Origin of the sequence: Paenibacillus sp. AK121, from assembly GCF_019042715.1 — a bacterium.
Classification (GTDB): domain Bacteria; phylum Bacillota; class Bacilli; order Paenibacillales; family Paenibacillaceae; genus Paenibacillus; species Paenibacillus polymyxa_C.
In genome coordinates, this window is the sequence record NZ_JAHPJM010000003.1 from 446,491 (window position 1) to 471,285 (window position 24,795).

The following is a 24,795-nucleotide window of genomic DNA, read 5'->3' on the forward strand; positions in this document are numbered from 1 at the left end:
AAATGTTATCCAGCAGATTCACAAAACGAAAACTGGCGTTTTATAACCACCAGTTTTCGTGTAACTTATTCGGATTATCGCAGGGAATTCCCGGCATCTATACCATTGGTGAAAAATGTCCATTTAGCATGTGATGGGTCTATTACACTGCATCGTCCTTGAAGGCGACACCTTCCACTTTTACGTTCACTTCCACGACCCGCAATCCCGTCATACTTTCGACGGCTTCTCGCACATTTTGCTGAAGAATTCGGGACACCTCATGAATAGGTGTTTCGTAGAGCACGATAATACGTAGATCAATGGCAGCTTCCAGTTGTCCAACCTCCACTGATACGCCCTTTTGTACATTTTTACCGCTCAGCCTTTTGGCCCAGCCTTCCGATAAGCCGCCTGACATTGCAGCAATGCCTGGTGTCTCTAATGCGGCCATCCCGGCAATTTTTCCTACGACATCGTTGGAAATCTTGATGTTTCCTGCTTCCAGTTGTTGAATTTGCTCTGCCATGACCTATGTCCCCCTTCATCCATCCTTTATTTGTATTGTAAAGCCTCAGCCACTCCAAATGCAAACCTTACGTATAAAAACATCGTTCGTTTACAACCTATATCATTTTGGGTATATTAATTTAGAAAATCCATACAAGTGACAGTATTCACCAAACTTGTACACAACTATTGATATCGAGGTGCTCTTCATTGAAAAAATGGTTATCTCCCGCTTTGCTTATAGCCACATTTGCTCTTAGTGCAGTCGCTCATTACACACATTGGAATGCCATAGCCCAATTTGTCATTTGTGCGATTTCTGTTGTATTCGTAGCCGGTTTTCTCGGTAGGGCGACTGAAAGTGTTGCTCATTATGCTGGTCAACGTTTAGGTGGATTCTTAAATGCCACCTTTGGTAACGCAGCCGAACTGATCATCGCCATTTTTCTCGTCAAAGAAGGTCTTTACGATATGGTAAAGGCCAGTCTTACCGGTTCGATCATCGGCAATCTGCTGCTGGTGCTCGGAGCGAGTCTGTTTGCTGGCGGTTTGAAATATAAAGTACAAAATTTCAATATATCGCTGGCTGGATTAAGTGGCTCCCTGATGATTGTGGCTGTTATTGCCTTGTTCGTTCCAGCTGTCTTTCTGAACACGCATGTGATCACGGATAGCGAGTCAGATACACTCAGTCTTATCGTTGCAGGCACGCTTATTGTCGCGTATATTGCTTGGCTTATTTTTTCTATGATTACGCATAAGGACTATTTAGCTGACGTGACCGAACAAAAAGATGAAGAATTGCCGCATGAGCATGCCCCTGTATGGTCTAGAAATAAATCCATTGCCTATTTGGTACTCGCTACCGTTATGGTCGCTTTTGTCAGCGAATGGCTGGTAGGTACACTGGAAGTATTTACGACTCAATTTGGACTCAGCGAATTGTTCGTGGGTGCATTTCTTGTCGCTATTATTGGTAATGCGGCCGAACATAGCGCTGCCATTTTACTGGCTATGAAGAACAAAATCGGTGCATCTGTTGAAATTGCTGTCGGCAGCAGTTTGCAAATTGCCCTATTCGTTGCCCCTGTGCTGATTTTTGTCAGTTACTTTATGGGAAACACGATGAATATTGTTTTCACAACCATTGAATTGGTAGCCATTGCCGTCGCTGTATTTATCGCCAAATCCATCACCCAGGACGGCTCAACCAACTGGTATGAGGGACTTATGCTGCTGGTAGTGTATGTATTGTTAGGTGTATCCTTCTTCCTTGTGTAGCTTCCAAAGTTTTAAAATGTAGATTAAATTGTAGTGACTGCTTCGCGTTCATTTAAACATCTGATCACTATTGCCCTTGAATTTTTAAGACAATATAATCCTGTAAGCTGTTAAAATTCAAGGGCAAAGGTGAACGCTAAAAAGCGACCTCTCATCCTCTTTTTAAAAAATGGCATCAAAAAAAGCATGCTCTCAAATTTCGCATGCTCTCATCAATTCAACCGTCTTCCTAATTAGCCTTATTATTCATGGCCTCATATAGAATAGCCAGATTGCGTTCCAGCTCACTGACCAGCTGTTTACCTACCATTTCCGGAAGAAGTCCGGCGCGAACCGCAAAATCCACTTCCTTGGAAAATCCGTACATCTGAGTATCCAGCACTTCCTCATAGAGAGGGCAATAACGGGTTGCCAGATTCTCCATCTGTACTTCAATAAGCTTCTTTATTTTATCTGCATCTTCCTGAAGCAGATTAATGGCCTTGATATTCAATTGTTCCTGCAAATCAGATGAAGTCATGGATTCTTCCCCCCTATGTCTCAATGTCGTACAAGACGTCCTAACCTTAATATTAGACCAAATTGCAGGCTAATACAAGAACCTGACAAAAAAAGCATCCCTACAGTTACAGGTAGGGATGCTTTTGCTTCCTCAATAAGTTAGGTGGCTACTGAAATGTGCAGCCCGTGCTTCTGGAACACCTCAATAATCGCTTTTTTGGCTTCCTCGGCGTCAGGCCCGTGAACATGCAGCTCATAACTGTGACTGCTGACCAAGGTCGTAAACAAGCCCAGTATACTTTTCACATCAATATACTTATTTTCGGAATGAAGGACGATGGAAGAAGTGAATTTGCTTGCCGTCTGTGCAATTTCAACAACCGCCGCATTATTGTTGGACATAGTGAGATCCCTCGCTTTACTGGATTTTCATATATCAATGCTCATTCATTATGATACATTGAAATCGCTTTCTCAGCAAGAACAGATATCGTTATTTCAAGTTTTCAGGATTTAACGGCTCCAGCTCAGGCAGCACAAAAATACCGTCCTTACGGATTAAAACATCATCAAAATAAATTTCACCGCCACCATATTCCGGACGCTGGATCAATACCAAATCCCAATGAATCGAAGAACGGTTACCGTTATCCGCCGTTTCATAAGCTTGACCTGGTGTAAAATGCAAGCTACCAGCAATCTTCTCGTCAAACAGAATATCCTTCATTGGGTGTAAAATGTGTGGGTTAAACCCGATGGCAAACTCGCCAATATAGCGTGCTCCCTCATCGGAATCGAGAATATCATTTAACCGCTTGGTATCGTTGCTTGTCGCTTCCACGATTTTACCATTTTCAAAACGGAATTTAACATTCTCAAAGGTAATTCCATTATATAGGGTTTGTGCATTATAGCTAATGGTTCCGTTAACTGAATCACGTACAGGCGCGCTATATACTTCGCCATCCGGAATATTGCATTGACCCGAACACTTAATGGCTCCGATTTGCTTGATAGAGAAGCTTAGGTCAGTACCTGGACCGCTGATTCGTACTTTGTCTGTCCGGTTCATCAGGTCTGCCAATGCATCTTGAGCCTTGTCCATTTTCGCGTAATCCAGGTTACATACATCGAAATAAAAATCTTCGAATGCTTCAGTGCTAATATTGGCCAATTGAGCCATGCTGTCATTCGGATAACGCAGCACTACCCATTTGGTGTGTTTCACTCGTTGTTCGCTATGTACCGCATGCTGATAAATGGAATTATACATTTTCATTTTATCTTCCGGTACATCTGACAGATCATTTACATTTTCGCCTGCACGAATTCCGATGTAACAGTGCATTTGTTTCATCCGGTTGAGGTCAATTTCAGCCCAAGTTTCCAGCATTTCCTTTGTTGCATTGCGAAGCATAGCGCTCTGCACCTTACGATCTGTAAGCTGAACAAAAACATTTCCGCCTTTTTTACCAACTTCATGAATGATGGCGTTAAGCAAGTCACGCTCTGTACCAATCATTTCGATCAATACATTTTCTCCAGGCTGCACTTCAACAGAGTAACCTACCAGATTTTCCGCCAGCTTAAGTATTCTAGGATCTTTCATGTAGTGTCTCTCCTTCTTTATTTCGCTCTTTTTGAACAACGGTTAATTCAAATCCCATTGTATCATGCCCGCTCCGTTACTTGTAGTCCTCAAAAGCAACTCTGGTTATCAGAGCCTCTTGGTGCAGCTTTTCATTCGCAACTTGTCGGGAAATTCGGCATTCTGACGACAGCTTTAAAGGCAAACCCGTCTGGCGGTCTATAGTTAAATGGTACACAGTCCGCACATTGGAATGCTCCAGCTGATTGTTCATATCCTCACAACTCTGCTTCCATACTTGACTCAGCTTTTGTTGCAGCTCTTGGTTCGTTTTTGTATGCTGCGTTTTTAATATCCTGATTTGAGGATTTAACGTATTCATTTCTTCCATTAAACGTTCTTTCAACCAACGCTTTGCTGAGGCAGGTTCTGGTTCAATCCTCACCATCCAAGTTCCCCGGGCAGCTCCCTTTTCCATACGAATGCTCTTATTCAGTGTGTTTAATTCCTCAAGCTCCTGTATCGGATTGAAGCGATTTAACATGCCATTTTGAACCATAGAAGTATCCCCAGATGTCAGCGCAATCCATTTTCCATTTTGACGAAGAAACCGTTCATGTGTAACACCAGGCTCAAACTTATCTTCTTTCAGTGCTACATAGTCGCCTTGCTTACGCAAAGCCTCTGCAGATCCCCAGTGCATGATTAGTTCATCGTGATTTTTTAGCTTCCCGCGATATTCAAACTGTTTAGTCGTAGGCAGGCCGTCAGTTCTGATTCCAGTCTGTCCGATAAACGTTATCCTCTCTCTGCCAGCCATTCCTGCAACAGCTCTTCTAAAAATCTGCTCAGGAGTATATTGCCGATCCAGTGCACAACCGCTTAACACACATATAATCAGAAACATACAGCCCCGCATTACCCATTGCTTTCTCCAATGCATACCATCATCCGTCCTATCCTAAACATGACTATAAATCATGATAAAAATTCTGTTTCAGAACATCCAGGTTATAGCTATGCTTAGGATTACCTGTCTACAATCGGTTATGCAAAACAAAAAGAGAACATTCCCTAAGGAATATTCTCTACATATCGCCTACATGATCAATAACTATACGATTACGTCCTTCATTTTTCGCTTCATACAAGGCCATATCAGCCCTATAAAATAAAGATTCGATGCTGATTTGCTCGTCCAGCCAGTTCCATTCGGCAATCCCGCAAGAAACAGTCACCTGAGGATTAGTTTCATGCTGTACACAGCTACGTATTTTTTCTGCATATCCCAGTGCCTGTTGAACCCCCAACTGCGGCAAATAAATGGCAAGCTCCTCTCCGCCCCATCTGGCACATACATCCTCATCACGAGTCGCCGAGCGAACAATATTGCTAACGCTTTTCAGAATTTCGTCACCCGTCTGGTGCCCATACGTATCATTCACCTGCTTGAATTGATCAATATCAACCAAAATAAGAGAGCCACAGAAGTCCTTTTCCTGATGTTCCTGAATAATTCGGTCTACATAATGACGTACATACAAACCTGTTAACATGTCCATATTAGCCAGACGCCGCACCTCGGCATGAAGCATAGCATTGGTTACGGCCAGTCCGATATGAGGAGCTAGCATTTGCAGCATCTTGTAATTATCGTAAGAAAAAAAATGTGGAAGCTTGCTCGACAATAATATAACCCCTCTAGGAGTCCCCCTGTTCTTCATAGGCACAGCCATCAAAGACTGAGAGTCCGTCGTATCCATAAACCGAGAGGATATCTTCCCATCCTTTCTATAGTCAGACACAATCACGGGTTCTCCCGTTTTGCATATCAGTCCAGCAAATCCACCTTCACGAGGGTAACTCTCCAGCTTTAAACTTTCCACATTGCTTGACATCACCCTAAAGCAACTTCCATCCTGATCCAGCTGCACAATACAACAAAAGTCGGCCATGAACATTTTTAATAATTCCTGCACGGCAAACTCAAATATTTCATTTAATTTCAGGCTCTGATTCAAACGCTGAACCAACTCATTGATGAGCCGTAATTCATGGATAAGTACATTCGATTGCTCCAGCAGCTTCGCATTTTCAAATGCGGTGCCAGCTGTATCTGCCATCATCGCAATCAGCTCTACGTCCACTTTTTCCATACTATCCGCACCTGCCGGAAGAATCATATGGAAAACACCATATACGCCCTGCTTGCCACGTAACGGGATACCGATTTCAGTTATTTCATCTTGTGGACCGGCAGGCTCATTCACAGCCATTTGCCCTTTCATAAATGCACGGACACATACATCCTCGTCCCGTTCATGTAGCAACAAAGGCTTGACCTGAGGATTTCGACTGTGCCGATCCTGACTCATATACAACGTGATATCCACATGGGGAAACAAATAGGCGATACTTCCAAATACTTCATCCAGCACACCTTCCACATCAATCTTGTCATGCATCCGTTTTACAATCTGAAATAAAATAGAGCGGCGTCTGCCTTCACGTTCGCTCCGATTCTGCATTCCTAGGATATCTTCCATAAATATATACTCAAACTTCGAGTAAAAGCAGGATCTAAAATGCAAAGAAGCCACTAACAATGCATCCTGATTCGAGACAAAATGTTGAACAGGCCGTGTAAAACGAAGAGCGGCGAAAGGCTCTCTCTTGTAATTGCGGCATAGTATGGGAACCATGTATACAAATGCAAGACTCCCATCCCGAAGTTTACGCTGGCTCACTTCCTTCTCTCTAGATATGCAACAACGCTCGACCAACTCTAAATCCTCGTCATCATCCTCTTCCCTACCAGCAACCCGAACACCTGTAAAATTAAAGACAGCAGTATACTCTTCACTGATCCAGGATATACCATTGCTCTGCTGTAACCAATTCCGATATCCTTGGACGAGAAGCTGATTAATATAGGGGTAATCATAGGGTGTCATATCCATGTTCTGGAGCCAGGCAAAAGACGTATATCCTTTATCATCAAACAGCGGAGCACCGCTAGCCTGCACTGTTTTACTGTCAAGCGTTTGCTGATCCGTTGTTGAAAATTCCGACATATTAAGGCGCTCCTTCACAGCAAAATTAGCTGTACCAAGACAGCGGCTATACACCACTATAGCTCATAATATGATCTATTTTACTCTCAACTTTAGAAATTTGCATCCATTTTTCAGAAATTCGTCCCACCTTTTTAGTTCTTAAGCCCTATCGACAAATTTTGACGTTTTCATTCTTTTTCTCTACTTGACATTGACCCACTATAACATATAATATATATTATTGAAAAAGACTGTACGGCAGAACTATCTACTGTGCGGATCTTAAATTTTGGGCGTAACAGTTTGTGTCACCCTCATCTTATTTGTTGCTGACAGGACAGCGGCTGAACTTTTCTGTCAGTAGTGCGTCTCACCTTCTAGGTAGCGCCGAACAAATTGGAGCGCAAAGAGAGCCCCAACTCAAATTTTAATTATGAAGGAGTTAACTCTATAATGGCACGTTACACTGGTCCTAAATTTAAATTGAGCCGTCGTCTCGGTATTTCCCTGAGCGGCACAGGTAAAGAATTGAAACGCCCTTTCCCTCCGGGACAACATGGTGCAAACCAACGGAGAAAAATCAGTAACTACGGTATGCAGCTTCAAGAAAAACAAAAGCTGCGCCACATGTACGGTTTGGGTGAAAAACAATTCCGTACCCTGTTCAACAAAGCTCAACACATGCACGGTATCGCTGGTGAAAACTTTATGTTCTTGCTGGAAAGCCGCCTGGACAACCTTGTATTCCGTCTTGGCTTTGCTAATTCCCGTGCAGGCGCACGTCAATTGGTAGCTCATGGTCACGTTACTGTGAACGGCAAAAAAGTTGACATCGCTTCTTACCAAGTAAGCCCTGGCGACGTGATCGGTCTTCGTGAAAGAAGTCGTTCCCTGTCTTCCATCAAAGAAGCTTTGGAAAACCGTAACCACTTGGTAGCTTACCTGGAGTACAATGACGCAGCTCTGGAAGGTAAATACATTCGTTTGCCTGAGCGTGCTGAATTGTCCCAAGATATCGATGAAAAACAAATCGTCGAGTTCTACAACCGCTAATCCTTGCATTAGCACCAAAAAGCACCCGAATTCATTCGGGTGCTTTTTATATTCCCCACATTTAAGCCTGAGATTTTTATTCAATGGGGATGTACACTTTCATATTCAAATGATCAGGATAGGAATTCATCACGTCCGTAATTTCAAAATCAGGCCCCTCCCTCCGTTCAAAATTAGAATTAGGAAGCCATGTGCCATAGATAAAGTCTCGTATATTCTGAACTCGTCCTTTTGAACCTGAAGCGTCAAACTCAGCATACTTGCCTGCTGGAATCTCCATATATATGAAACCCTCTGCCAGTTCTTTTGACTCTTTTTCAACTTCCTCACCCACCACAAATGAAAATGCACCGTTATCTTCAAATCGACAGGCAATCCCATATGACATTCCCGGAGCGATTTTATTCGGAATACACATAAAATATTCATGTGCGCCAAAGTGTTCATAAAATCCTGGGATTTCTTTATAGTGCTGCTCATTATTCAGATTTGTTTTATATTCATATCCTACAATTTTGGTCGTTTCGAGTTGCAATATTACAGGCTTGTTCACCTCTAATTCCTCCGTTGCGTTTTTTTGGTAATCCAAAAAATTGATTTTGCTTTGACCAGAAAGCTCAATGTCACAGTTACGATATTTCCCAGGGGTGATCCCAAAACTTTTTTCAAAAGCGCGAGTAAAAGCTTCTTGCGAGTTATACTGATACTCAATAGCAATGTCCAATACCTTTTGATTGGATTGCTTTAGCCGTTTAGCCGCCTCGGACAATCTTCTCCTTCTTATATATTGTTGCACTGTAAAACCCGAAATGGCCTGAAAAACCCGCTGGAAATGAAAAGCTGAAAAGTATGCCTGTGAAGCAACCTCGGCAATTTTTAAATCCTCCCGGAGATTCAATTCAATAAACTCAATCGCACACTGAATTCGTTTAAAGTAGTCCATATAATCCTTCCCCGCACTTGTAATTTATCTAGCCTACATCCACATTGGGTAACCCACGTATTCATTATGTATAACTCTTTACCTACTTGTTTGATTATTTGTGCTAAGTTTACCACGGCTTTTCACTTGGCAGAAATAAAAAAAGCAGCACTGAGATGTAAAATTAATCTCAACGCTGCTAGTGAATGTATTTTAATTATCCAAGCTTGATTTTAGCAAATTTCCGTTTACCCACCTGTACAATGTCGCCTTCTTGCGGCTTGTATGCTTCGTTCACATCAGTCCACTTCTCTTCATTAATTTTAACTGACCCCTGCTGAATACTACGCTTGGCCTCACCGTTAGATGCTGCAAAGCCTAGATGAGTCAGCAACTGGATCACACGAATGCCGCCTTCTTCTAACTGATCAGCTGTCAAAGTGAATTCTTCAATATCGTCAGGAAGCGCACGTTGTTGGAATACGGTCACAAAATGCTGCTTGGCCGCTTCCGCCGCTTCTTCACCGTGGTACATGCGGACTAATGTTCCGGCCAGTTTCATTTTGGCATCACGTGGATGCACAGAACCCTCCTTAACACCTTTCGCCAGCTCTGCCAGCTCCTCATTGGTAATATCCGTTGCAAGCTCAAAATATTTCAGCATCAGCTCGTCAGGAACGGACATTGATTTACCGTAAATTTCGTTTGGCTCCTCATCCACACCAATGTAGTTCCCCAAACTTTTGCTCATCTTCTGAACGCCATCAAGACCCTCAAGCAGTGGTAATGTAATAGTTGCCTGCGGCTCCACTCCGTATTCTTTTTGCAGCGTTCTACCCATCAGCAGATTAAACTTCTGATCTGTACCACCCAATTCTATATCACTTTGGAGAGCCACAGAATCCATGCCCTGCATCAGCGGGTAAAAGAACTCATGGATGCTGATCGGCAAGCCGTTTTGGTATCTTTTTGTAAAATCATCCCGCTCCAACATACGGGCAACCGTTACTTTAGCAGACAGGGTTACCACATCCGCAAAAGACATCGGGCCTAACCATTCAGAATTGTAGTATACCTTTGTCTTTTCAGGATCGAGAATCTTAAAAATTTGTTCCTTGTATGTTTGTGCATTGCGCTGTACATCTTCCTCAGTCAGTTGCTTGCGGGTCTCCGATTTACCTGTCGGATCACCAATTCTGCCTGTAAAATCTCCGATAATCAGTTGCACTTGATGACCTAATTCCTGGAACTGACGCAGTTTGTGCATAACAACCGTATGTCCGATGTGAATGTCGGGCGCAGACGGATCCAGACCCAGCTTAATTTTGAGTGGCTCGCCGCTAACAACCGATTTAACAACCTTACGCTTCAGCTCATCCTCAGGTACAATTTCCGCTACTCCACGACGTATCACTTCTAGTTGTCGTTCTACCTCTGCCTGTTGCTCAGGCTTCAATTCTTCCCACTTCATCCTGAATCCCTCCTATTTTTCATCCAAAAATTACTATTTCAACAAACCAAAAAGCCCCTTTCATCCCAAGGGACGAGAAGGAGCTGCTCGCGTTACCACCCTAATTAAAGAAACGTATGCAAAAGCAAACGTTTCTTTCACTTCATTCCTATAACGGGTCTACACCCGGTACCGGATTACTATGATGAGCTTCGCAAACCTGCAAAAGCCTTCCATTCATCCAGACAGCTCCAGACGGTAATTCAAAGGAGGGACGCTACCGATTCACACCACCCATCGGCTCTCTGCACAACGTGATTCCGCCTTCTACTGAAGTCTTTCTCTGCTTTTCACGATATTTACTTTGACCTATTTATAACACACTGTTTTTATGTAGTCAACGACACCAAAAGACAGGCTTTTTAGCATATGGGTTCATTTTGTAATTTTATGCTATAATAATGGCTGTTATAAAGGAGGAAGACTTAATGGTTGAAGAAAAAAACAATGTATCAGAGCCAAAGCCTTCCCGCTTACGGAGAACCATGCGAAGGCTCGGCCGTGTCATAAAGTGGGTCGTCATCATCGGTTTTATGGGAGCACTATTCGCAGGAGGAACCGCCGCCGGCTATATTGCTTCTATTGTAAAAAACGAGCCCGTGCGTTCCAGATCTACGATTCTACAGGAAGTAGATAAAAATGCAATTACAGGCTTCGCTTATTTCAATGATGGCTCTCCCATCGGGCAGCTTCGGACCGAGGAAGATCGAAGACCTGTTACATTTAAGGAGATTCCTCAGCTCGTCATTGACGCAGTCATTGCTATTGAAGATAACCATTTTTACGAGCATAAAGGTGTCGATTTGTCGGGAACGCTGCGTGCTGTGAAGCAAAAGGCACTACATGAATCCGTACAAACTGGGGGGAGTACTCTTACCCAGCAGCTTGCACGTCGTGTCTTTTTAAATCTTGATCGTACGGATGACCGCAAGGTCAAAGAAATTTTGTTATCTCTGCGCCTGGAGCGCTTCCTGAGCAAGCAGCAAATAATTACAGCCTATCTCAATAAGGTACCCTTTGGTAACGGATCAAGCGGTTACAACGTCTTTGGTATTAAAGCAGCGGCCAAAGGTATTTTTAATGAGAATGATTTGAGCAAGCTTAATGTAGCCCAAGCTGCCTATCTGGCAGGTCTGCCACAACTCCCTTCTTCTTATTCTGCTTACAACGGTAAAGGCGAGTTTAATGAAGCTGGCTTTAAAAGAGCGATTAACCGCCAGCACCTGGTGCTCAGCCGAATGCTGGAGGAGAGCAAAATCGATAAAGCACAATATGATGAAGCGATGGCTTTTGATATCAAAAAATCACTCGCACCACGTACTGTTAAGGCTTATAACACCTATCCATATCTTATGATGGAAACAGAGCGGCAAGCTGCACAGGCACTCATGTCTGTCACCAATCCGAGTCAAGCAGCTAATGCCAGTGCAGATACCAAAACCAAGGATGATAACGACTTGCTCAAAGAAGCCGAACAGCAGCTTCGCACAGGCGGTTACATGGTATATACCACCATTGATAAGAGCGTGTACAAATCCATGCGTCAAATTGCAGAAAATAAGGACAACTTTTCTGCTACTAGCAAAACCAAAGGTGACGAGCAAGCGGCAGCCATTCTGATTCAGCATAAAACCGGCGCCATTCTCGGCATGATGGAAGGTCGAGACTTCCAAAAGGAGCAAATGAACTATGCTACCCAGATGGTACGCCAGCCGGGTTCAGCCATGAAACCGATTGCTGCTTATCTGCCTGCTTTGGACAGCGGTCTCGTACAGCCTGGCACGATTGTGGATGATGCCCCTATTATTTTGAAGGATGGCAGTAATGGATATCACATCCCGAAAAATTCCAACAACCGCTACTAAGGATTGGTCACAGCGCGTTATGCACTGAATCAATCGCTAAATACGATAGCACTCAAGCTGTTTAACGAAAAGGTAGGGATCAATAAAGCTTGGGCTTTTGCTAAAAAACTGGGTATCACCACCTTGGAACCAAGCGATAACAACGCCCAAACTGGTGTACTCGGCGGCTTGGCCCACGGGGTAACCGTTGAGGAACTAACCAATGCATATGGAGCTATCCCAAATGGCGGTGTGTTTAATGATGCCTACATGATCGAAAAGATCGTGGATTCGCAAGGCAATATTGTATACAAGCATCAGCCTAATCCCGTGCAAGCCTTCACACCACAAACTGCCTACCTGATGACGGATATGTTACGTACAGCCGTATCGGAAGGCACAGGCAAACTGGTGAGACGTAACTTTAATCAATCCGGCAAGATTCCGATTGCCGGTAAGACAGGCACTACGCAATCCTACACCGATGTGTGGTTCGAGGGCTTTACACCTGACGTCACGCTGGGAGTGTGGGTTGGATACAAGCAACCTGTCAATAAGCTTGAAACGAAAGCACAAAAAGAGCGGGCTCGTCGTCTATGGGCTCTAATCATGAATGAAGTAACGGCTAAAGATTCTCAGTTATTCCAAACGGATAGTTTCAAGAGACCTGACGGTATTGTAAGCCGGACAGCATCCGCTTATGGTTCAGACATTTATAACAGTAAATATTTACCCAAAAACAGTGAAAATGGCGTTACCCGTGCGAAATATATTACCTATCAGGGTGTAAATTACATTCCACGTGATGGTACGCCAGATGATATGTTGTATGAACGGACCGTTAGAAAACGGGAAAAGCCAATCTCAGAATTGATTAAAGAGCTTCAGCAAGCCTTTACAGTGATGAGACGGCATAATTCGTTGTCCTACTATCTGCCTCAAGATGCAGATAAAGAAGCTCCTACTCAGATTGATCCACGCAGGGACGATGGGGCAGCTCCTAACGCTCCATCTAGCGTCAGCGTAAGCTATAGCGACGGCAAGGCCATAATTAGCTTTAGCCCAAGCGGAAACAGTGATGTTGTAGGTTACCGTCTATATCGTTCTACAGATGGAGGCAGCTTCGAGCGGCTTGGCAAGGTTGTCATGGCTGATGGCTCCAAGGTATTCTCCGACAGCCCTGGTGGAAGCAGCGCAAGTTACTATGTGACCGCCGTTGATGTGGGAGGACATGAGTCTGGACCAAGCAGCAAAGCAGACACAGCACCTGTAGTACCACCTGCGGATTCTGAGTCACCAGAAGCTCCGGGCGAGGGAGATGAAACAGGTGCGCAGCCTACAGAAGTTCCTACTGCTCCTGAACAGCCCCAAGCTAAAGCGGCAGGCACGTCCGTAGTGCTCCAATGGAGTGCAGGAAAGCCTGCGGACGCTATAACAGGCTATAACGTATATTACAGTGAAAGCGGTGCGGAGCCTTTTAAAAACATAGGCTCTACCGCAAACACCAACTTTGAGTATAAACCAGGCCGCAAGCCCAAAGGCTGGTTCCGTGTTACTTCCATGAATACCATGGGGGAATCGGCTCCTTCTGGAGCCGTTCGTCCATAGTTCAAGACAAAAACAAGAAGCAATATTTTGGGTGAGATGAATGAGTTCATCCTAATAAAAAAGGGAGTCTTCATAGCTATAATGGCTATGGAGACTCCCTTTTTAGTGCAAACATGCATCAATTCAATCCTCAATGGTAGACAGGTCACCTGTAGGAAGGTTAAGCTCCCAGGCTTTCAGCACACGTCTCATAATTTTGCCGGAACGGGTTTTGGGTAACTTTTCCTTAAATTCAATTTCACGCGGAGCAGCATGAGCAGACAGCCCTTCCTTGACGAAGCGGTAAATGTCCTGTTGTAACGCTTCCGACGCGGTATAGCCATCACGCAGGGCGACAAATGCTTTAATGATCTCTCCTCGAACAGTATCTGGTTTCCCAATGACTCCAGCTTCCGCTACAGCAGGATGCTCCAGAAGCTTGCTCTCAACCTCAAAAGGACCGATGCGCTCTCCGGAGGAGTTGATAACATCATCAATTCTTCCCTGAAACCAGAAGTATCCGTCCTCATCCATGTAAGCTGAATCACCGGATACATACCAACCGGGAAAGCGGAAATATTCCTGAAACTTATTTGGGTTGTTCCATATACGGTTCATCATGGATGGCCATGGTGTACGAATCGCCAAATGTCCCATCCTATTAGGAGGCAACACCTGGCCTCTGTCGTCCAAAATAGCAGCTTGAATACCTGGAAGTGGCTTTCCCATCGAACCTGGTTTAATCGGCAGCTCTGGGTAATTACAGATCAACTGGCCTCCTGTTTCCGTCATCCACCAAGTATCATGAATACGCTGTGTGTATACTTGCCAGCCCCATCTCACTACCTCGGGATTCAGTGGCTCCCCAACGGATAATACATGCCGCAAGCTGCTGAGATCATAGTTGGAAACTACCTGCTCCCCTGCGCTCATCAACATCCGAAACGCCGTAGGAGCACTATACCAAATCGTCACTTCGTGACGTTCAATCGTACGGTACCAGTCCTCTGGGCTGAAACGGCCTCCACGGATGACATTTGTTGCTCCATTTAGCCAAGGAGCAAAAATGCCATATGACGTTCCCGTAACCCAGCCAGGATCCGCAGTACACCAATATACATCATCTTCCCGCAGATCCAGCACCATTTTACCCGTATAGTAATGCTGAATCATTGCATTTTGTACATGATACACGCCTTTGGGCTTGCCCGTTGAGCCTGATGTATAGTGAATAATTAATCCATCTTCACGACTCAGCCATTCAGGCTCAAGCTCTTCTGAGGATGTGAGCATTTCCGTTTCGAAATCAATAATTCCCTGCTCCCGTTCGTCCATATCACCGACCACAAAAATATGACGCAACTCAGGAAGCTCCTCACGTTTTACCCGTGAAAGAAGCGCAGGTGTGGTTACTAATGCCACCGCCCCGCTATCCTCCAAGCGATCTTTAACCGCCGTTTCCATAAACGCCTCAAACAGTGGACCGACAACAGCGCCTACCTTTAAAACCCCAAGCATACTAATGACCAGTTCAGGTGAACGCGGCATGAATATAAACACCCGTTCCCCTTTACCAATACCGTATTTGCGCAGCACATTTCCGAACCTGTTCGAGCTGGCACGAAGCTGAGAAAAAGTGTAGGTTTCATGACGGTTTGCATCACAATACAAAAGTGCTGCTTTCTCCCCCCGTCCTTCCTCTACATGTCGATCAATCGCTTCATGTGCCATATTCACTCTGCCTGTTTCATACCACGTAAAATGACGTTCTACATCTTCCCACTGAAAGTTGTTGTAAGCTTGTTCATAAGAGCCCATGTTGGATGTGGGAACTACAGCCTGGAGTTCTTCAATCTTCATGCGTTCAGCCTCCTCACAATAGAATAATGAGAATTACACAGAACAAAATAGCGCTTACAAAATTAATGGTGCAAATGATTTCTTTTGATTTGTGGTTTGATTTAAAGCACTTAATTGTGAACAATTCGTGTCTAAATCAGTATATCATAGGTAAGGATGTGACGACCATCCTTTTCATTTATTTGTTTTTTTGTTATAAGTAGGGGATATGAAGAGCTACTGATGGCAAACAAGGAGGTCGCACCCATGCAGCATTTAAAATTGTACCACTTGGACACGCTGGATCACAACGGACAAACCATCCATGTAGAAGGACCGGTATCCGCTGATCGATTGCGTTCATTTCAAATGCATACGCAATTGGACGCCTTTCGTAAACCAAAGGAGCAATTCGAGGCGCTGGTGGAAATTTCAGAACTGCCAGAAGGCAGAATTATCATTGCCCATGACGGAGAAACCCTTCTGGGATACGTTACTTTTCACTATCCTGATGAGATGGAACGCTGGTCGGAAGCTGGCATGAAGGATTTACTGGAACTCGGAGCTGTCGAGGTAGCCGATGACTATCGCGGACTGGGCCTAGGTAGCCGAATGATTCGGATTGCCTTTGAAGACGGACAGCTCGAATCCTATATTATTTTTACAACCGAATATTACTGGCACTGGGATTTAAAAGGCAGCGGTCTTTCTGTATGGGAATACCGCCGCATGATGGAACGCCTGATGAAAACCGTAAATATGGTATGGTACGCCACGGATGATCCTGAAATATGCTCACATCCTGCGAACTGTCTGATGGTACGAATGGGAGATGATGTGCCCCTCGAATCACGAGAACAGTTTGACCGCATCCGGTTTGTCCGAAGATTCATGTATTAAAAAATTACACCCTTAATCCAAATGCTTGAGCATGAACTCCACAATACGGTGTGAACGATGTGAAGCTTCCACTGTAAACTCAGCATAATTCACGTGAGCCGATCCATCAGCCTTATCTGACATAGATCGTAGGACAACATAAGGCACAGCATTCATATGAGCTGTCTGAGCCACTGCGGCGCCTTCCATCTCGGTACAAGCACCGTCCATTTCTTGATGCAATGCTGTTACTATCTCACGGCTTGCGACAAATTGATCGCCGGAAAGTACTTTTCCGACAATATATCGATCTCCAAACGATTTGCAGGCTTGTTCAGCCAGACGGACAAGTTCGGGATCGGCCGCGAACTCTGAGGTGTCCTGATAAGGAATGACCCCTCTGGCATAACCCAAAGGCGTTACATCCATGTCATGTTGCATACATGTTGATGAAATGACAATATCCCCAATGTTTAAATCCGGGTGTACCGCCCCTGCCACTCCCGTGAATATAATTTGTTCTACGCCAAAATGATCAATCAGGATTTGTGTTGTTACCGCAGCATTGACTTTGCCCACACCGGACTTGCAGACAACCACCCTTTGCCCGTGAATCATTCCTGTAGTGTATGTGATTCCCGCCTTGGTCGTCTTACTTGCTTCCGTCATCGCCGAGAGCAGCAATTCAATTTCTTCATCCATAGCACCCATTAATCCATAAAGTCGGCTCATTACGCATCCCTCGTTTCTTAGTTTGATGATGATTTCACAAGAGAATATGTATCTACGAAAAAAGCTCCGTCAAAGGAGCTTTCATCGAAGGTATATCCTATTCAGCACTGCCGCTAGTCTAAATAATTAACTGATAACCGTAAAATAGTTTCGTGCGGCAAAATAACGCGAGAGTTCTCCACGTTTTCCTTCTTCATCAGCTTGGTTAGCAAACGCATTGCCACCGCACCCAAATCGTACATCGGTTGTGCGACGGTTGTCAGCTGAGGACGAACCATGGAGGCCATGCGAATATTGTCAACACTGATGACCGAAAAATCATCAGGTACTTTCAATCCCTCATCCTGAATGCTATGAATCGCACCAATTGCCATTTCATCTGTAGCGGCAAAAATAGCACTTGGTTTCTTCTTCAGACCGAGGAAGTATTTCATGGCTTCAACACCGGATTCATAGCGGTAATTCCCGATTCGCACGAGATCTTCCTGATAATCAATTCCGGCTGTTTCCAATGCTCTCTTGTAACCTTGGAAACGTGCATAACCATTTGCAGGGTCTTGAAGCGTACCACTGATCATTGCGATTTGACGGTGTCCATGGCGGATCAATGTGTTAACCGCATCGAAAGCAGCGGCTTCATGGTCAATATCGACCGAAGGATAGCTACCTTTTTCATCACTCGTTGCACATAGAACAATAGGGACAGCAGCTGTGTGGAACGCTTGAATATGCTCGTCCGTTACTGTGCCGCCCATGAACAGAAGCCCGTCGACTTGCTTTTCAAGTAACGTATTGATAACACGGATCTCTTTTTCTTTCCGTTTGTCGGCATTACATAAAATGATGTTATAGTGATACATATTTGCAATATCCTCAATACCGCGCGCAATTTCTGCAAAAATTGAGTTCGATATATCCGGAATAACAACGCCAACAGTCGTTGTCTTCTTGCTAGCCAGACCTCTAGCTACCGCATTTGGGCGATATCCCAATTGTTCAATCGCTTCGTACACCTTCTTGCGAGTTTGAGGTTTTACATTAGGATTATTGTTAACTACGCGGGACACTGTCGCCATTGAGACCCCAGCTTCGCGAGCTACATCATAGATCGTTACCGTCACATTCCTTCTCTCCATTGCCAATAAATTTTCAACCGAATCCTAGATCAACTAATTAGAACCATGATACGACAAAATACTACTTTATGCAACGACAGCACTCATTCTATCTATGTGAGATGATCGTGGAGCGCACGGGCTGTAATATTCGAATGGGATGTATGCCAGACAGCCTCCCCGTCCTTGACTAAAATGGCTTGCGGCGATTCATGTTTCACCTGAAGCTTGTCCGAAGCCGCATTGGACACCGGCCGATCTTCTACTACATAAATGATACCGTATTCAATATTTTCGTCGGGAGCACCTTCCAAATAAGACTCCACTTCCTGGTATGCGCCTGCACTTATCGGACAACGTGTGCTGTGCTTAAAGAGGAGTAACGGTTTGTCTGATGACGCTTCCAGAGCCGTATTTAATTGTTGAATAGTAGTCATTTTCGTCATCGTCGCCATTGGATATACATTCCTTTCTGTGTCTTGTCGTATGGCCTATTCTCATCGTAACAAAAAGAACATGTAAAATCCAATGGTGACCATGAAAATTTTCATATTTTTTAGTTTTTCGTATTCGTGAACACCGATTTACTGGTAAAACCGGATAATTGAACCAATCTTTTCTCTACATCATTCATCCAGTCTTCATCTCCTAGGCTTCTCGCATAGCGATAAAGATCCAGCAAGAGATTAATTCGAAGCTCCATTCGCTCCTCCAAAGCAGATTGCCAATCAACATTGGGATTGTCCGCTTCCTCCAGTACAAGCTTGCGAATAATTTCTGCCAGTTCATTGTTGCGAGCAAAAGATATTCGCCGGGGCGCAGGTTTGCTCCCTAGACTTTGTAGAAGTTCCTTAATGTCCTTCGTCACATGTTGCAGAACCTCACTGGAAAAGCATGACGGGCATGAAAATACAGGAACATGCAAAATTTCAACCTTACTCGCATATATTACCTTTCGCAATTCCAGTCCCATCGGTTCACCGCATTGGCATTGCTTTTGCACTATTACCACCTCATTACATAGGATCAAACTATATAAGGATCTCTTCAGCATCCAGATATATCTATCTACTAGTCTATAAAATATTTGTTAACTCTATAAAATCTATCATACCTTTTTTTATTTCGACTTTGGGGTCTCAAATCCTTCCACAGATTGCAGCAATGAACAAATTACCAAGGCATTAGAGGGTCAAAAAATGACGGCGATTGTTGTAAAAGAGCGACTCCTAACCTGAGAATCTGCGAAGGAATGGACTTCGGGCTTACTTTTTCTTAAGATGTAAAAGTACAGATTACAAAACAAAGGTGTCATATGTGACCCATGAAAGGATGGTTAGATGTCAAGACTTACCGGAAAAAAGGTCATTGCCCTCGTAGATGAGGAATTCGAGGATCTGGAATTATGGTACCCGGTGTATCGTGTTCGTGAAGAAGGCGCAGAGGTACATTTAGCCGGTGCTGAAAAGGGGAAAAAATATATTGGAAAATACGGCGTACCTGCTGAAGCAGAATATGCCTTTGAAGAACTCAATAGTAGCGATTATGACGGTATTCTTGTCCCTGGTGGTTGGGCGCCCGATAAACTGCGCCGCTACCCCAAGGTTATTCAACTTGTACAGGAGTTTCATGCCGCACATAAACCCATCGGACAAATCTGTCATGCAGGCTGGGTACTGATTTCTGCTAAAATATTGGATGGTGTTACAGTCACCTCCACGCCAGGTATCCGTGATGATATGGAAAATGCAGGAGCAATCTGGAAGGATGAAGCTGTTGTGACAGACGGACACATTGTATCCGCTCGTCGACCGCCCGATCTTCCACCTTACGGAAAAGCGTTCTGCGATGTATTAGCTAATAGCGCTCGGAAATAAGATATGTAGTCCGCACATTCAGGACTTGAGTAACCTTATCTATGGCTATATCGAAAAAGCACCTTCAAAACCACTTTATTCATGGTTTTGAAGGTGCTTTTTTGTACGAGCCAAGCTAAGCATTGCGGATATTAAAATATTACGGCCGCCCGGGTCCGGCCGGGGTACAGCTGATATTAGCTGCAGTCAGCTTGTCTTCGATCGCTGCACCAGTGGACATGCCAAAGCAAGCACGAGCGATTGCCATTGCTTCAGATGCAGTCGTATTCAGCACACGATGCTTGACCCGCAACAAAGATTGGGGGGACATACTGAGCTGATGTATTCCCAGTTCCAGCCAAAGTGGAACGGATCGTTCATCTCCAGCCATCTCACCGCAGACACTCACATCAATTCCGGCATGATGTGCCGCTTGTGCAGTCATGCGCAGCATTCGAAGTACAGCGGGGTGGTATGGATGGTACATATGCGCAATCTGCTCATTCATACGGTCTACAGCCAGCACATACTGAACTAGATCATTCGTTCCGATACTAAAAAAGTCGGTTTCAGCTGCTAATAGATCCGCGATCATCGCTGCAGCCGGAACCTCAATCATAATCCCTCGCTGAATTTTAGGATTATAGGCAAGTCCTCTTGCATCCAAATCCGCCATAGCTTCTTTCAAAAGAGCATCTGCCTGACGGACTTCCTCCACGGATGAGATCATCGGATACATGACCTTGATATTCCCCGTTGCACTGGCTCGCAAAATTGCAGTCAACTGAGTTTTAAACATTTCCTTCCAATCCAGACTAATCCGTATAGCACGATAACCTAGAAAAGGATTTTCTTCCTCTGGGAGCTCAAGATAATCCAACGGCTTATCGCCGCCGATATCCAATGTACGGATGACTACGGAGTGATTGCCTGCCTTTTCCGCTATTAGTCGATATACTTGATACTGCTCCTCTTCATTAGGAGCAGATTTACGATCCATATATAAAAATTCCGTGCGGAACAGCCCCACACCTTGAGCTCCATGCTTCAAAGCGGCCTCCAGCTCTTTAACGGAGCTAATATTGGCTGCCAGCTTCAGCGTGGTTCCATCCTTGGTCACAGCTTCTACTGAAGCGAGTACCTGAAGCTGCTCTTTTCTTCGTCGCTGCTCGTCACGCAAAATGATATAGTGGTCTGTTACAGATTTTTCCGGATTCACATACACCCTACCCAGGTCTCCGTCCACAACCATCATATCTCCGGTTTGAACAGGCAAATTCATATTGCTCTCCAATCCAGAAACGAGTGGAATACCAAGCGCACGGGCCATAATCGCGGAATGTGATGTTTTACCACCATTCATAGTCACAATCCCTAACACATAGCTGGGATTCAAGTGTGCCGATTGGGATGGTGAGAGCTCTTTGGCTACCAGGATATAGGGCTGAGTGTCCTTGGGAAGAGTCACTTCCGGTGCGCCCAGCAAATGCTTGAGCAGTCGGTTCCCCACATCCTTGATGTCGATTGCCCGCTCCTTCATATATTCATCATCCAGCAAATCAAACATTGTCACAAAATGATCAATAGCTTCTTTCACAGCCACCTCGGCCGCCTTATACTGACGCTGAATAATGCCGCTAATTTCATTCATGAACTCCGGATCTTCCAATATCGCTAGATGAGCATCAAAAATGCTGGATTCCTCCGCTCCCACCATCTCTCGGAACTCATCTTTAATAAACTGGATTTCACTTTTGGATGTACGTATCCCTTCATACAAACGTTCAAATTCCTTCGCTAGATCTACCGTATCCATTTTTTGATCAGGTAAATCCCATTCCCAGCTCGGCAGGACAAATGCCTTCCCGATGGCCACACCTGCTGCGGCGCCGATGCCTTCTATCATGTTTCTACCCCTCCAACATTCCTGTCATGCAGCACAACGGACATTACCGAAGCCTGACCTTTTTTCACTGTTTTAAACGGAGCAAAGCTCCACGACTTGACGCGATCCGGATTCGTGATGACCATAGGAGTCACCAGCGATGGAGCTTGCTCTCGTAGCGCCTGCAAATCAAATTTGATCAGCAATTGCCCCGGTTCCACCGTATCGCCTGCTTCTACCATAGCAGTAAAATTCCCTTTTAGCTGTGAAGTATCAATCCCGATGTGAAGCAGAACCTCAAGTCCTTCTCGTGTGGAGATGCCTAAAGCGTGCATGGTCGGATACAAGTGCATCACAGTACCATACACCGGAGACACAAGTTCACCGCGTTCAGGAACAAAAGCAACACCGTCCCCAACCAGCTTCGTTGCAAAAATTTTGTCAGGCACTTCATGAATCGGTAGCATTTTTCCATGTACAGGAGCATTGAACAAAATTTGAGGGAGATCACGCTCCATCAGCTTTGCAATTTCCTCACGAATCAGTTCTGAATAGGTTCCAAATACGACTTGTAAATTCCCCCCGCCCAGATTAATAAGCCCGGCCGATCCCAATGCCTTCATCGCTCCGGTATCAATCAGCCTGTCATTATGGACAGTCAGCCGTAAACGGGTGATGCAGGCTTCTACCTGCACAATGTTCTCCTTCCCACCGAGTGCTTCCAAAATAAGTGGAGCACTGTAAGGAATATTACCGGCCCAATCCTCCAGAACCGAGCCTTCCTCACGTCCAGGAGTTGGAATCCGGAAGCGACGGATTGCCCATCGAAACAGTACATAATACACAAGCCCGTATGCCACTCCGACTGGAATTAACAACCAGGCGTTATGTGATAGATGGAAATTAAGGACATAATCTATAAAACCCGCCGAATATGAAAAGCCATGATGAATGTCCAGCTCAAAGGTAAGCCACATGGCCAGACCGGACATAACCGCATGAACGAGGAACAAATAAGGAGCAGCAAACAAAAAGGCAAACTCAATCTGTTCCGACACTCCGGTAAAAAAGCAGACCAATGCAGCCGTCAGAAACGTTTTTTGCACCTTTGGCTTCAAATCTTCACGAGCTTCCTGAATGATCGCTAAAGCAATCGCAGGGATCGCAAACATCATAATGGGAAACAACCCAGACATGAAATAGCCCGCTGTCGGATCGCCAGCAAAAAACCGGGGTAGATCCCCCTGCACAACGTTGCCAGACGGAGTTTTGTATGTACCCAGTTGAAACCAAAATATATTGTTAAGCAGATGGTGAAGACCAAAAGCTGCCAACAGCCGGTATAGAATGCCGTAAATAAGCAGTCCAAAACCGCCCAAGCTCGATTCCAGGCCTACAATAAATTCCAGTCCTCGTTGAATCAGCGGAGCAATAATCAACATGAGCCCTGCAAATACAGCAGAGAACAGACCAATAAGCAGCAGAACAAATCGGGTTCCCCCAAAAAACTGAAGCACTTCAGGCAACTTAATGCTTTTAAAGCGATTATAGGCCAACCCTGAAATGATCCCCAAAATGATACCAATGAGCGTCGCTGGCTGAATGAGTCCGTTTCCAAATCTCAATGTGACCTGATCATATATAGCCATACCAGCCAATGCAGCCAGTCCCGCCTGACCTGCTTGATTCGACATACCCAGTGCAACACCAACCGCAAACAAATACGGCAAAAAATAAAAAATCCCGTGTCCCGCCGCATTTGCCATATCGGACACCATAGGAAATCCCCACGTGGCCCAAGGAAGGCTGCCGAGACTTAGCAATATTGCAGCTGCCGGTAGCACCATCGTCGGGAGCATGACAGCACGACCAAGCTGTTGTAAGGATCCGAGCCAATTCATGGCATTCCTCTCCCTTCTATCCCTGATGGTAAGCCGAATAAATACTTTTGTCAAAGCCATGGTTCCGTCAGCCAAAAATATTTATTTACGCTTTTACAGGTCATATAACTTATTACTCAACGATAACCCTATGAATTTAACTAGACCACATCACATTCCAAGCATATATACATTATATGGATTCCTGAAAGTATAATATACTGTATCATGATTCTGATTTCACACCAAAAACCTTCAACCCTATGAAACAAGGGAAGAAGGTTTTCTTCATGTGCATATAGCATGGGTCAGAGGTGTGATTATCCTTTACGAACAGCTTGGGTCACTGAATCCTCCACCTTAATGCAACGATCCATAATAACCGTCATTCCATGCTCCTGCGCAATGTCAGCGGCTTCCTGGCTTATAATTCCCTGTTGTAGCCACAATATCTTAGCTCCAATAGCAGCGGCTTCACGCGCAACCTCTGCGCAGTATTCGCTACGACGGAATACATTAACCAATTCAACGGGCTCTGGTACTTCAGCAAGACTGGCATAGCAAGTCTCTCCAAGAATTGTTTGCCCTGCGGCCGCAGGATTAACCGGAATAATCCGGTATCCCCGCTTTTGCATAGCATAAGAAACCATGTATGAGGTGCGGTCTGATTTATCAGACAAACCTACAACCGCAATATTGCCTACTTGTTCCAAAATATTCTTAATCTCTTCTCTGGACGGATTTTCAAAAGCCATTCTATCTCCTCCTGTCTGTATCT

Annotated in this window: 20 protein-coding genes, 1 pseudogene and 1 other annotated feature; of the genes and pseudogenes, 5 read left to right on the forward strand and 16 right to left on the reverse strand. The window is 44.7% G+C overall.

Annotation, left to right across the window (positions count from 1 at the left end):
* Positions 1–142 precede the first annotated feature (142 nt).
* Entirely contained in the window at positions 143–508 is a 366-nt protein-coding gene (locus tag KSP24_RS08415; RefSeq protein ID WP_013310912.1) for an Asp23/Gls24 family envelope stress response protein, read from the reverse strand.
* A 191-nt stretch (positions 509–699) separates the two neighbouring features.
* On the opposite strand from KSP24_RS08415, the gene cax reads away from it, so the two are divergent.
* Positions 700–1,770 (forward strand): calcium/proton exchanger, encoded by a 1,071-nt coding sequence (cax, locus tag KSP24_RS08420; RefSeq protein ID WP_013371868.1) that lies wholly within the window; start codon positions 700–702, stop codon positions 1,768–1,770.
* A 229-nt stretch (positions 1,771–1,999) separates the two neighbouring features.
* On the opposite strand, the gene KSP24_RS08425 is transcribed toward cax, so the two are convergent.
* The 5 genes from KSP24_RS08425 to KSP24_RS08445 all read right to left on the reverse strand — a co-directional run bounded on the left by KSP24_RS08425 (position 2,000) and on the right by KSP24_RS08445 (position 6,933).
* Positions 2,000–2,290, reverse strand: coding sequence for an Fpa/YlaN family protein (locus KSP24_RS08425; RefSeq protein WP_007431028.1), 291 nt, complete (start codon positions 2,288–2,290; stop codon positions 2,000–2,002).
* Between the two features lie 140 nt (positions 2,291–2,430).
* Positions 2,431–2,673 (reverse strand): HPr family phosphocarrier protein, encoded by a 243-nt coding sequence (locus KSP24_RS08430; RefSeq protein ID WP_013371869.1) that lies wholly within the window; start codon positions 2,671–2,673, stop codon positions 2,431–2,433.
* Between the two features lie 91 nt (positions 2,674–2,764).
* A complete protein-coding gene (locus KSP24_RS08435) occupies positions 2,765–3,880 on the reverse strand; it encodes an aminopeptidase (protein ID WP_013371870.1) in 1,116 nt (371 codons plus the stop codon).
* Positions 3,881–3,956: 76 nt separating this feature from the next.
* Positions 3,957–4,778 carry a hypothetical protein gene (locus KSP24_RS08440; RefSeq protein WP_216974924.1) on the reverse strand — a complete coding sequence of 274 codons (822 nt, stop codon included), beginning with the start codon at positions 4,776–4,778 and terminating at the stop codon, positions 3,957–3,959.
* A gap of 169 nt (positions 4,779–4,947) precedes the next feature.
* Complete coding sequence (locus KSP24_RS08445) at positions 4,948–6,933, reverse strand: sensor domain-containing diguanylate cyclase (RefSeq protein ID WP_216974896.1); 1,986 nt, start codon at positions 6,931–6,933, stop codon at positions 4,948–4,950.
* Between the two features lie 435 nt (positions 6,934–7,368).
* On the opposite strand from KSP24_RS08445, the gene rpsD reads away from it, so the two are divergent.
* Entirely contained in the window at positions 7,369–7,968 is a 600-nt protein-coding gene (gene rpsD / locus KSP24_RS08450; RefSeq protein ID WP_013371873.1) for a 30S ribosomal protein S4, read from the forward strand.
* Positions 7,969–8,044: 76 nt separating this feature from the next.
* On the opposite strand, the gene KSP24_RS08455 is transcribed toward rpsD, so the two are convergent.
* Complete coding sequence (locus tag KSP24_RS08455; RefSeq protein ID WP_025675462.1) at positions 8,045–8,911, reverse strand: AraC family transcriptional regulator; 867 nt, start codon at positions 8,909–8,911, stop codon at positions 8,045–8,047.
* Positions 8,912–9,107: 196 nt separating this feature from the next.
* On the reverse strand, positions 9,108–10,361 hold the full coding sequence (gene tyrS / locus KSP24_RS08460; protein ID WP_013371875.1) for a tyrosine--tRNA ligase: 1,254 nt from the start codon (positions 10,359–10,361) through the stop codon (positions 9,108–9,110).
* A gap of 65 nt (positions 10,362–10,426) precedes the next feature.
* Positions 10,427–10,693, reverse strand: a binding site (T-box leader).
* A 135-nt stretch (positions 10,694–10,828) separates the two neighbouring features.
* On the opposite strand from tyrS, the pseudogene KSP24_RS08465 reads away from it, so the two are divergent.
* Positions 10,829–13,852, forward strand: a pseudogene (locus KSP24_RS08465) (transglycosylase domain-containing protein).
* A gap of 123 nt (positions 13,853–13,975) precedes the next feature.
* On the opposite strand, the gene acsA reads toward KSP24_RS08465, so the two are convergent.
* The gene (gene acsA / locus KSP24_RS08470; protein WP_216974897.1) at positions 13,976–15,691 is read right to left on the reverse strand and encodes an acetate--CoA ligase; all 1,716 of its coding nucleotides are present in this window, start codon (positions 15,689–15,691) and stop codon (positions 13,976–13,978) included.
* A 246-nt stretch (positions 15,692–15,937) separates the two neighbouring features.
* Between acsA and KSP24_RS08475 the strand changes: the two genes are divergently transcribed.
* Entirely contained in the window at positions 15,938–16,570 is a 633-nt protein-coding gene (locus KSP24_RS08475; protein ID WP_064962872.1) for a GNAT family N-acetyltransferase, read from the forward strand.
* A gap of 12 nt (positions 16,571–16,582) precedes the next feature.
* Here the strand turns inward: KSP24_RS08475 and KSP24_RS08480 are convergent, their stop codons facing one another.
* The 4 genes from KSP24_RS08480 to KSP24_RS08495 all read right to left on the reverse strand — a co-directional run bounded on the left by KSP24_RS08480 (position 16,583) and on the right by KSP24_RS08495 (position 19,399).
* Positions 16,583–17,281 (reverse strand): 5'-methylthioadenosine/adenosylhomocysteine nucleosidase, encoded by a 699-nt coding sequence (locus tag KSP24_RS08480; protein ID WP_013371880.1) that lies wholly within the window; start codon positions 17,279–17,281, stop codon positions 16,583–16,585.
* Positions 17,282–17,394: 113 nt separating this feature from the next.
* Positions 17,395–18,402 carry a catabolite control protein A gene (gene ccpA, locus KSP24_RS08485; protein WP_013371881.1) on the reverse strand — a complete coding sequence of 336 codons (1,008 nt, stop codon included), beginning with the start codon at positions 18,400–18,402 and terminating at the stop codon, positions 17,395–17,397.
* Between the two features lie 107 nt (positions 18,403–18,509).
* Positions 18,510–18,851 carry a bacillithiol system redox-active protein YtxJ gene (gene ytxJ, locus KSP24_RS08490; protein WP_014600036.1) on the reverse strand — a complete coding sequence of 114 codons (342 nt, stop codon included), beginning with the start codon at positions 18,849–18,851 and terminating at the stop codon, positions 18,510–18,512.
* A 101-nt stretch (positions 18,852–18,952) separates the two neighbouring features.
* The gene (locus KSP24_RS08495) at positions 18,953–19,399 is read right to left on the reverse strand and encodes a hypothetical protein (protein ID WP_013371883.1); all 447 of its coding nucleotides are present in this window, start codon (positions 19,397–19,399) and stop codon (positions 18,953–18,955) included.
* A 337-nt stretch (positions 19,400–19,736) separates the two neighbouring features.
* On the opposite strand from KSP24_RS08495, the gene KSP24_RS08500 reads away from it, so the two are divergent.
* Positions 19,737–20,273 carry a type 1 glutamine amidotransferase domain-containing protein gene (locus KSP24_RS08500; protein WP_013371884.1) on the forward strand — a complete coding sequence of 179 codons (537 nt, stop codon included), beginning with the start codon at positions 19,737–19,739 and terminating at the stop codon, positions 20,271–20,273.
* A gap of 139 nt (positions 20,274–20,412) precedes the next feature.
* On the opposite strand, the gene ptsP is transcribed toward KSP24_RS08500, so the two are convergent.
* The 3 genes from ptsP to KSP24_RS08515 all read right to left on the reverse strand — a co-directional run bounded on the left by ptsP (position 20,413) and on the right by KSP24_RS08515 (position 24,772).
* On the reverse strand, positions 20,413–22,158 hold the full coding sequence (ptsP, locus tag KSP24_RS08505) for a phosphoenolpyruvate--protein phosphotransferase (RefSeq protein WP_216974898.1): 1,746 nt from the start codon (positions 22,156–22,158) through the stop codon (positions 20,413–20,415).
* Positions 22,155–24,038: a glucose PTS transporter subunit IIA gene (locus KSP24_RS08510; protein ID WP_013371886.1), complete on the reverse strand. Its 1,884-nt coding sequence runs from the start codon at positions 24,036–24,038 to the stop codon at positions 22,155–22,157. The genes ptsP and KSP24_RS08510 overlap by 4 nt, the downstream gene beginning before the upstream one ends.
* A 299-nt stretch (positions 24,039–24,337) precedes the next feature.
* Entirely contained in the window at positions 24,338–24,772 is a 435-nt protein-coding gene (locus KSP24_RS08515; RefSeq protein ID WP_017427811.1) for a CoA-binding protein, read from the reverse strand.
* Between the last annotated feature and the right edge of the window lie 23 nt (positions 24,773–24,795).

Excerpts from the sequence above, each read along its gene's own strand:
- KSP24_RS08415 (WP_013310912.1), bottom strand. The coding sequence starts at position 508 with ATGGCAGAGCAAATTCAACAACTGGAAGCAGGAAACATCAAGATTTCC.
- KSP24_RS08425 (WP_007431028.1), bottom strand. The coding sequence starts at position 2,290 with ATGACTTCATCTGATTTGCAGGAACAATTGAATATCAAGGCCATTAAT.
- KSP24_RS08430 (WP_013371869.1), bottom strand. The coding sequence starts at position 2,673 with ATGTCCAACAATAATGCGGCGGTTGTTGAAATTGCACAGACGGCAAGC.
- KSP24_RS08435 (WP_013371870.1), bottom strand. The coding sequence starts at position 3,880 with ATGAAAGATCCTAGAATACTTAAGCTGGCGGAAAATCTGGTAGGTTAC.
- KSP24_RS08440 (WP_216974924.1), bottom strand. The coding sequence starts at position 4,778 with ATGCGGGGCTGTATGTTTCTGATTATATGTGTGTTAAGCGGTTGTGCA.
- KSP24_RS08445 (WP_216974896.1), bottom strand. The coding sequence starts at position 6,933 with ATGTCGGAATTTTCAACAACGGATCAGCAAACGCTTGACAGTAAAACA.
- rpsD (WP_013371873.1), top strand. The coding sequence starts at position 7,369 with ATGGCACGTTACACTGGTCCTAAATTTAAATTGAGCCGTCGTCTCGGT.
- KSP24_RS08455 (WP_025675462.1), bottom strand. The coding sequence starts at position 8,911 with ATGGACTACTTTAAACGAATTCAGTGTGCGATTGAGTTTATTGAATTG.
- tyrS (WP_013371875.1), bottom strand. The coding sequence starts at position 10,361 with ATGAAGTGGGAAGAATTGAAGCCTGAGCAACAGGCAGAGGTAGAACGA.
- acsA (WP_216974897.1), bottom strand. The coding sequence starts at position 15,691 with ATGAAGATTGAAGAACTCCAGGCTGTAGTTCCCACATCCAACATGGGC.
- KSP24_RS08475 (WP_064962872.1), top strand. The coding sequence starts at position 15,938 with ATGCAGCATTTAAAATTGTACCACTTGGACACGCTGGATCACAACGGA.
- KSP24_RS08480 (WP_013371880.1), bottom strand. The coding sequence starts at position 17,281 with ATGAGCCGACTTTATGGATTAATGGGTGCTATGGATGAAGAAATTGAA.
- ytxJ (WP_014600036.1), bottom strand. The coding sequence starts at position 18,851 with ATGGCGACGATGACGAAAATGACTACTATTCAACAATTAAATACGGCT.
- KSP24_RS08500 (WP_013371884.1), top strand. The coding sequence starts at position 19,737 with ATGTCAAGACTTACCGGAAAAAAGGTCATTGCCCTCGTAGATGAGGAA.
- ptsP (WP_216974898.1), bottom strand. The coding sequence starts at position 22,158 with ATGATAGAAGGCATCGGCGCCGCAGCAGGTGTGGCCATCGGGAAGGCA.
- KSP24_RS08510 (WP_013371886.1), bottom strand. The coding sequence starts at position 24,038 with ATGAATTGGCTCGGATCCTTACAACAGCTTGGTCGTGCTGTCATGCTC.
- KSP24_RS08515 (WP_017427811.1), bottom strand. The coding sequence starts at position 24,772 with ATGGCTTTTGAAAATCCGTCCAGAGAAGAGATTAAGAATATTTTGGAA.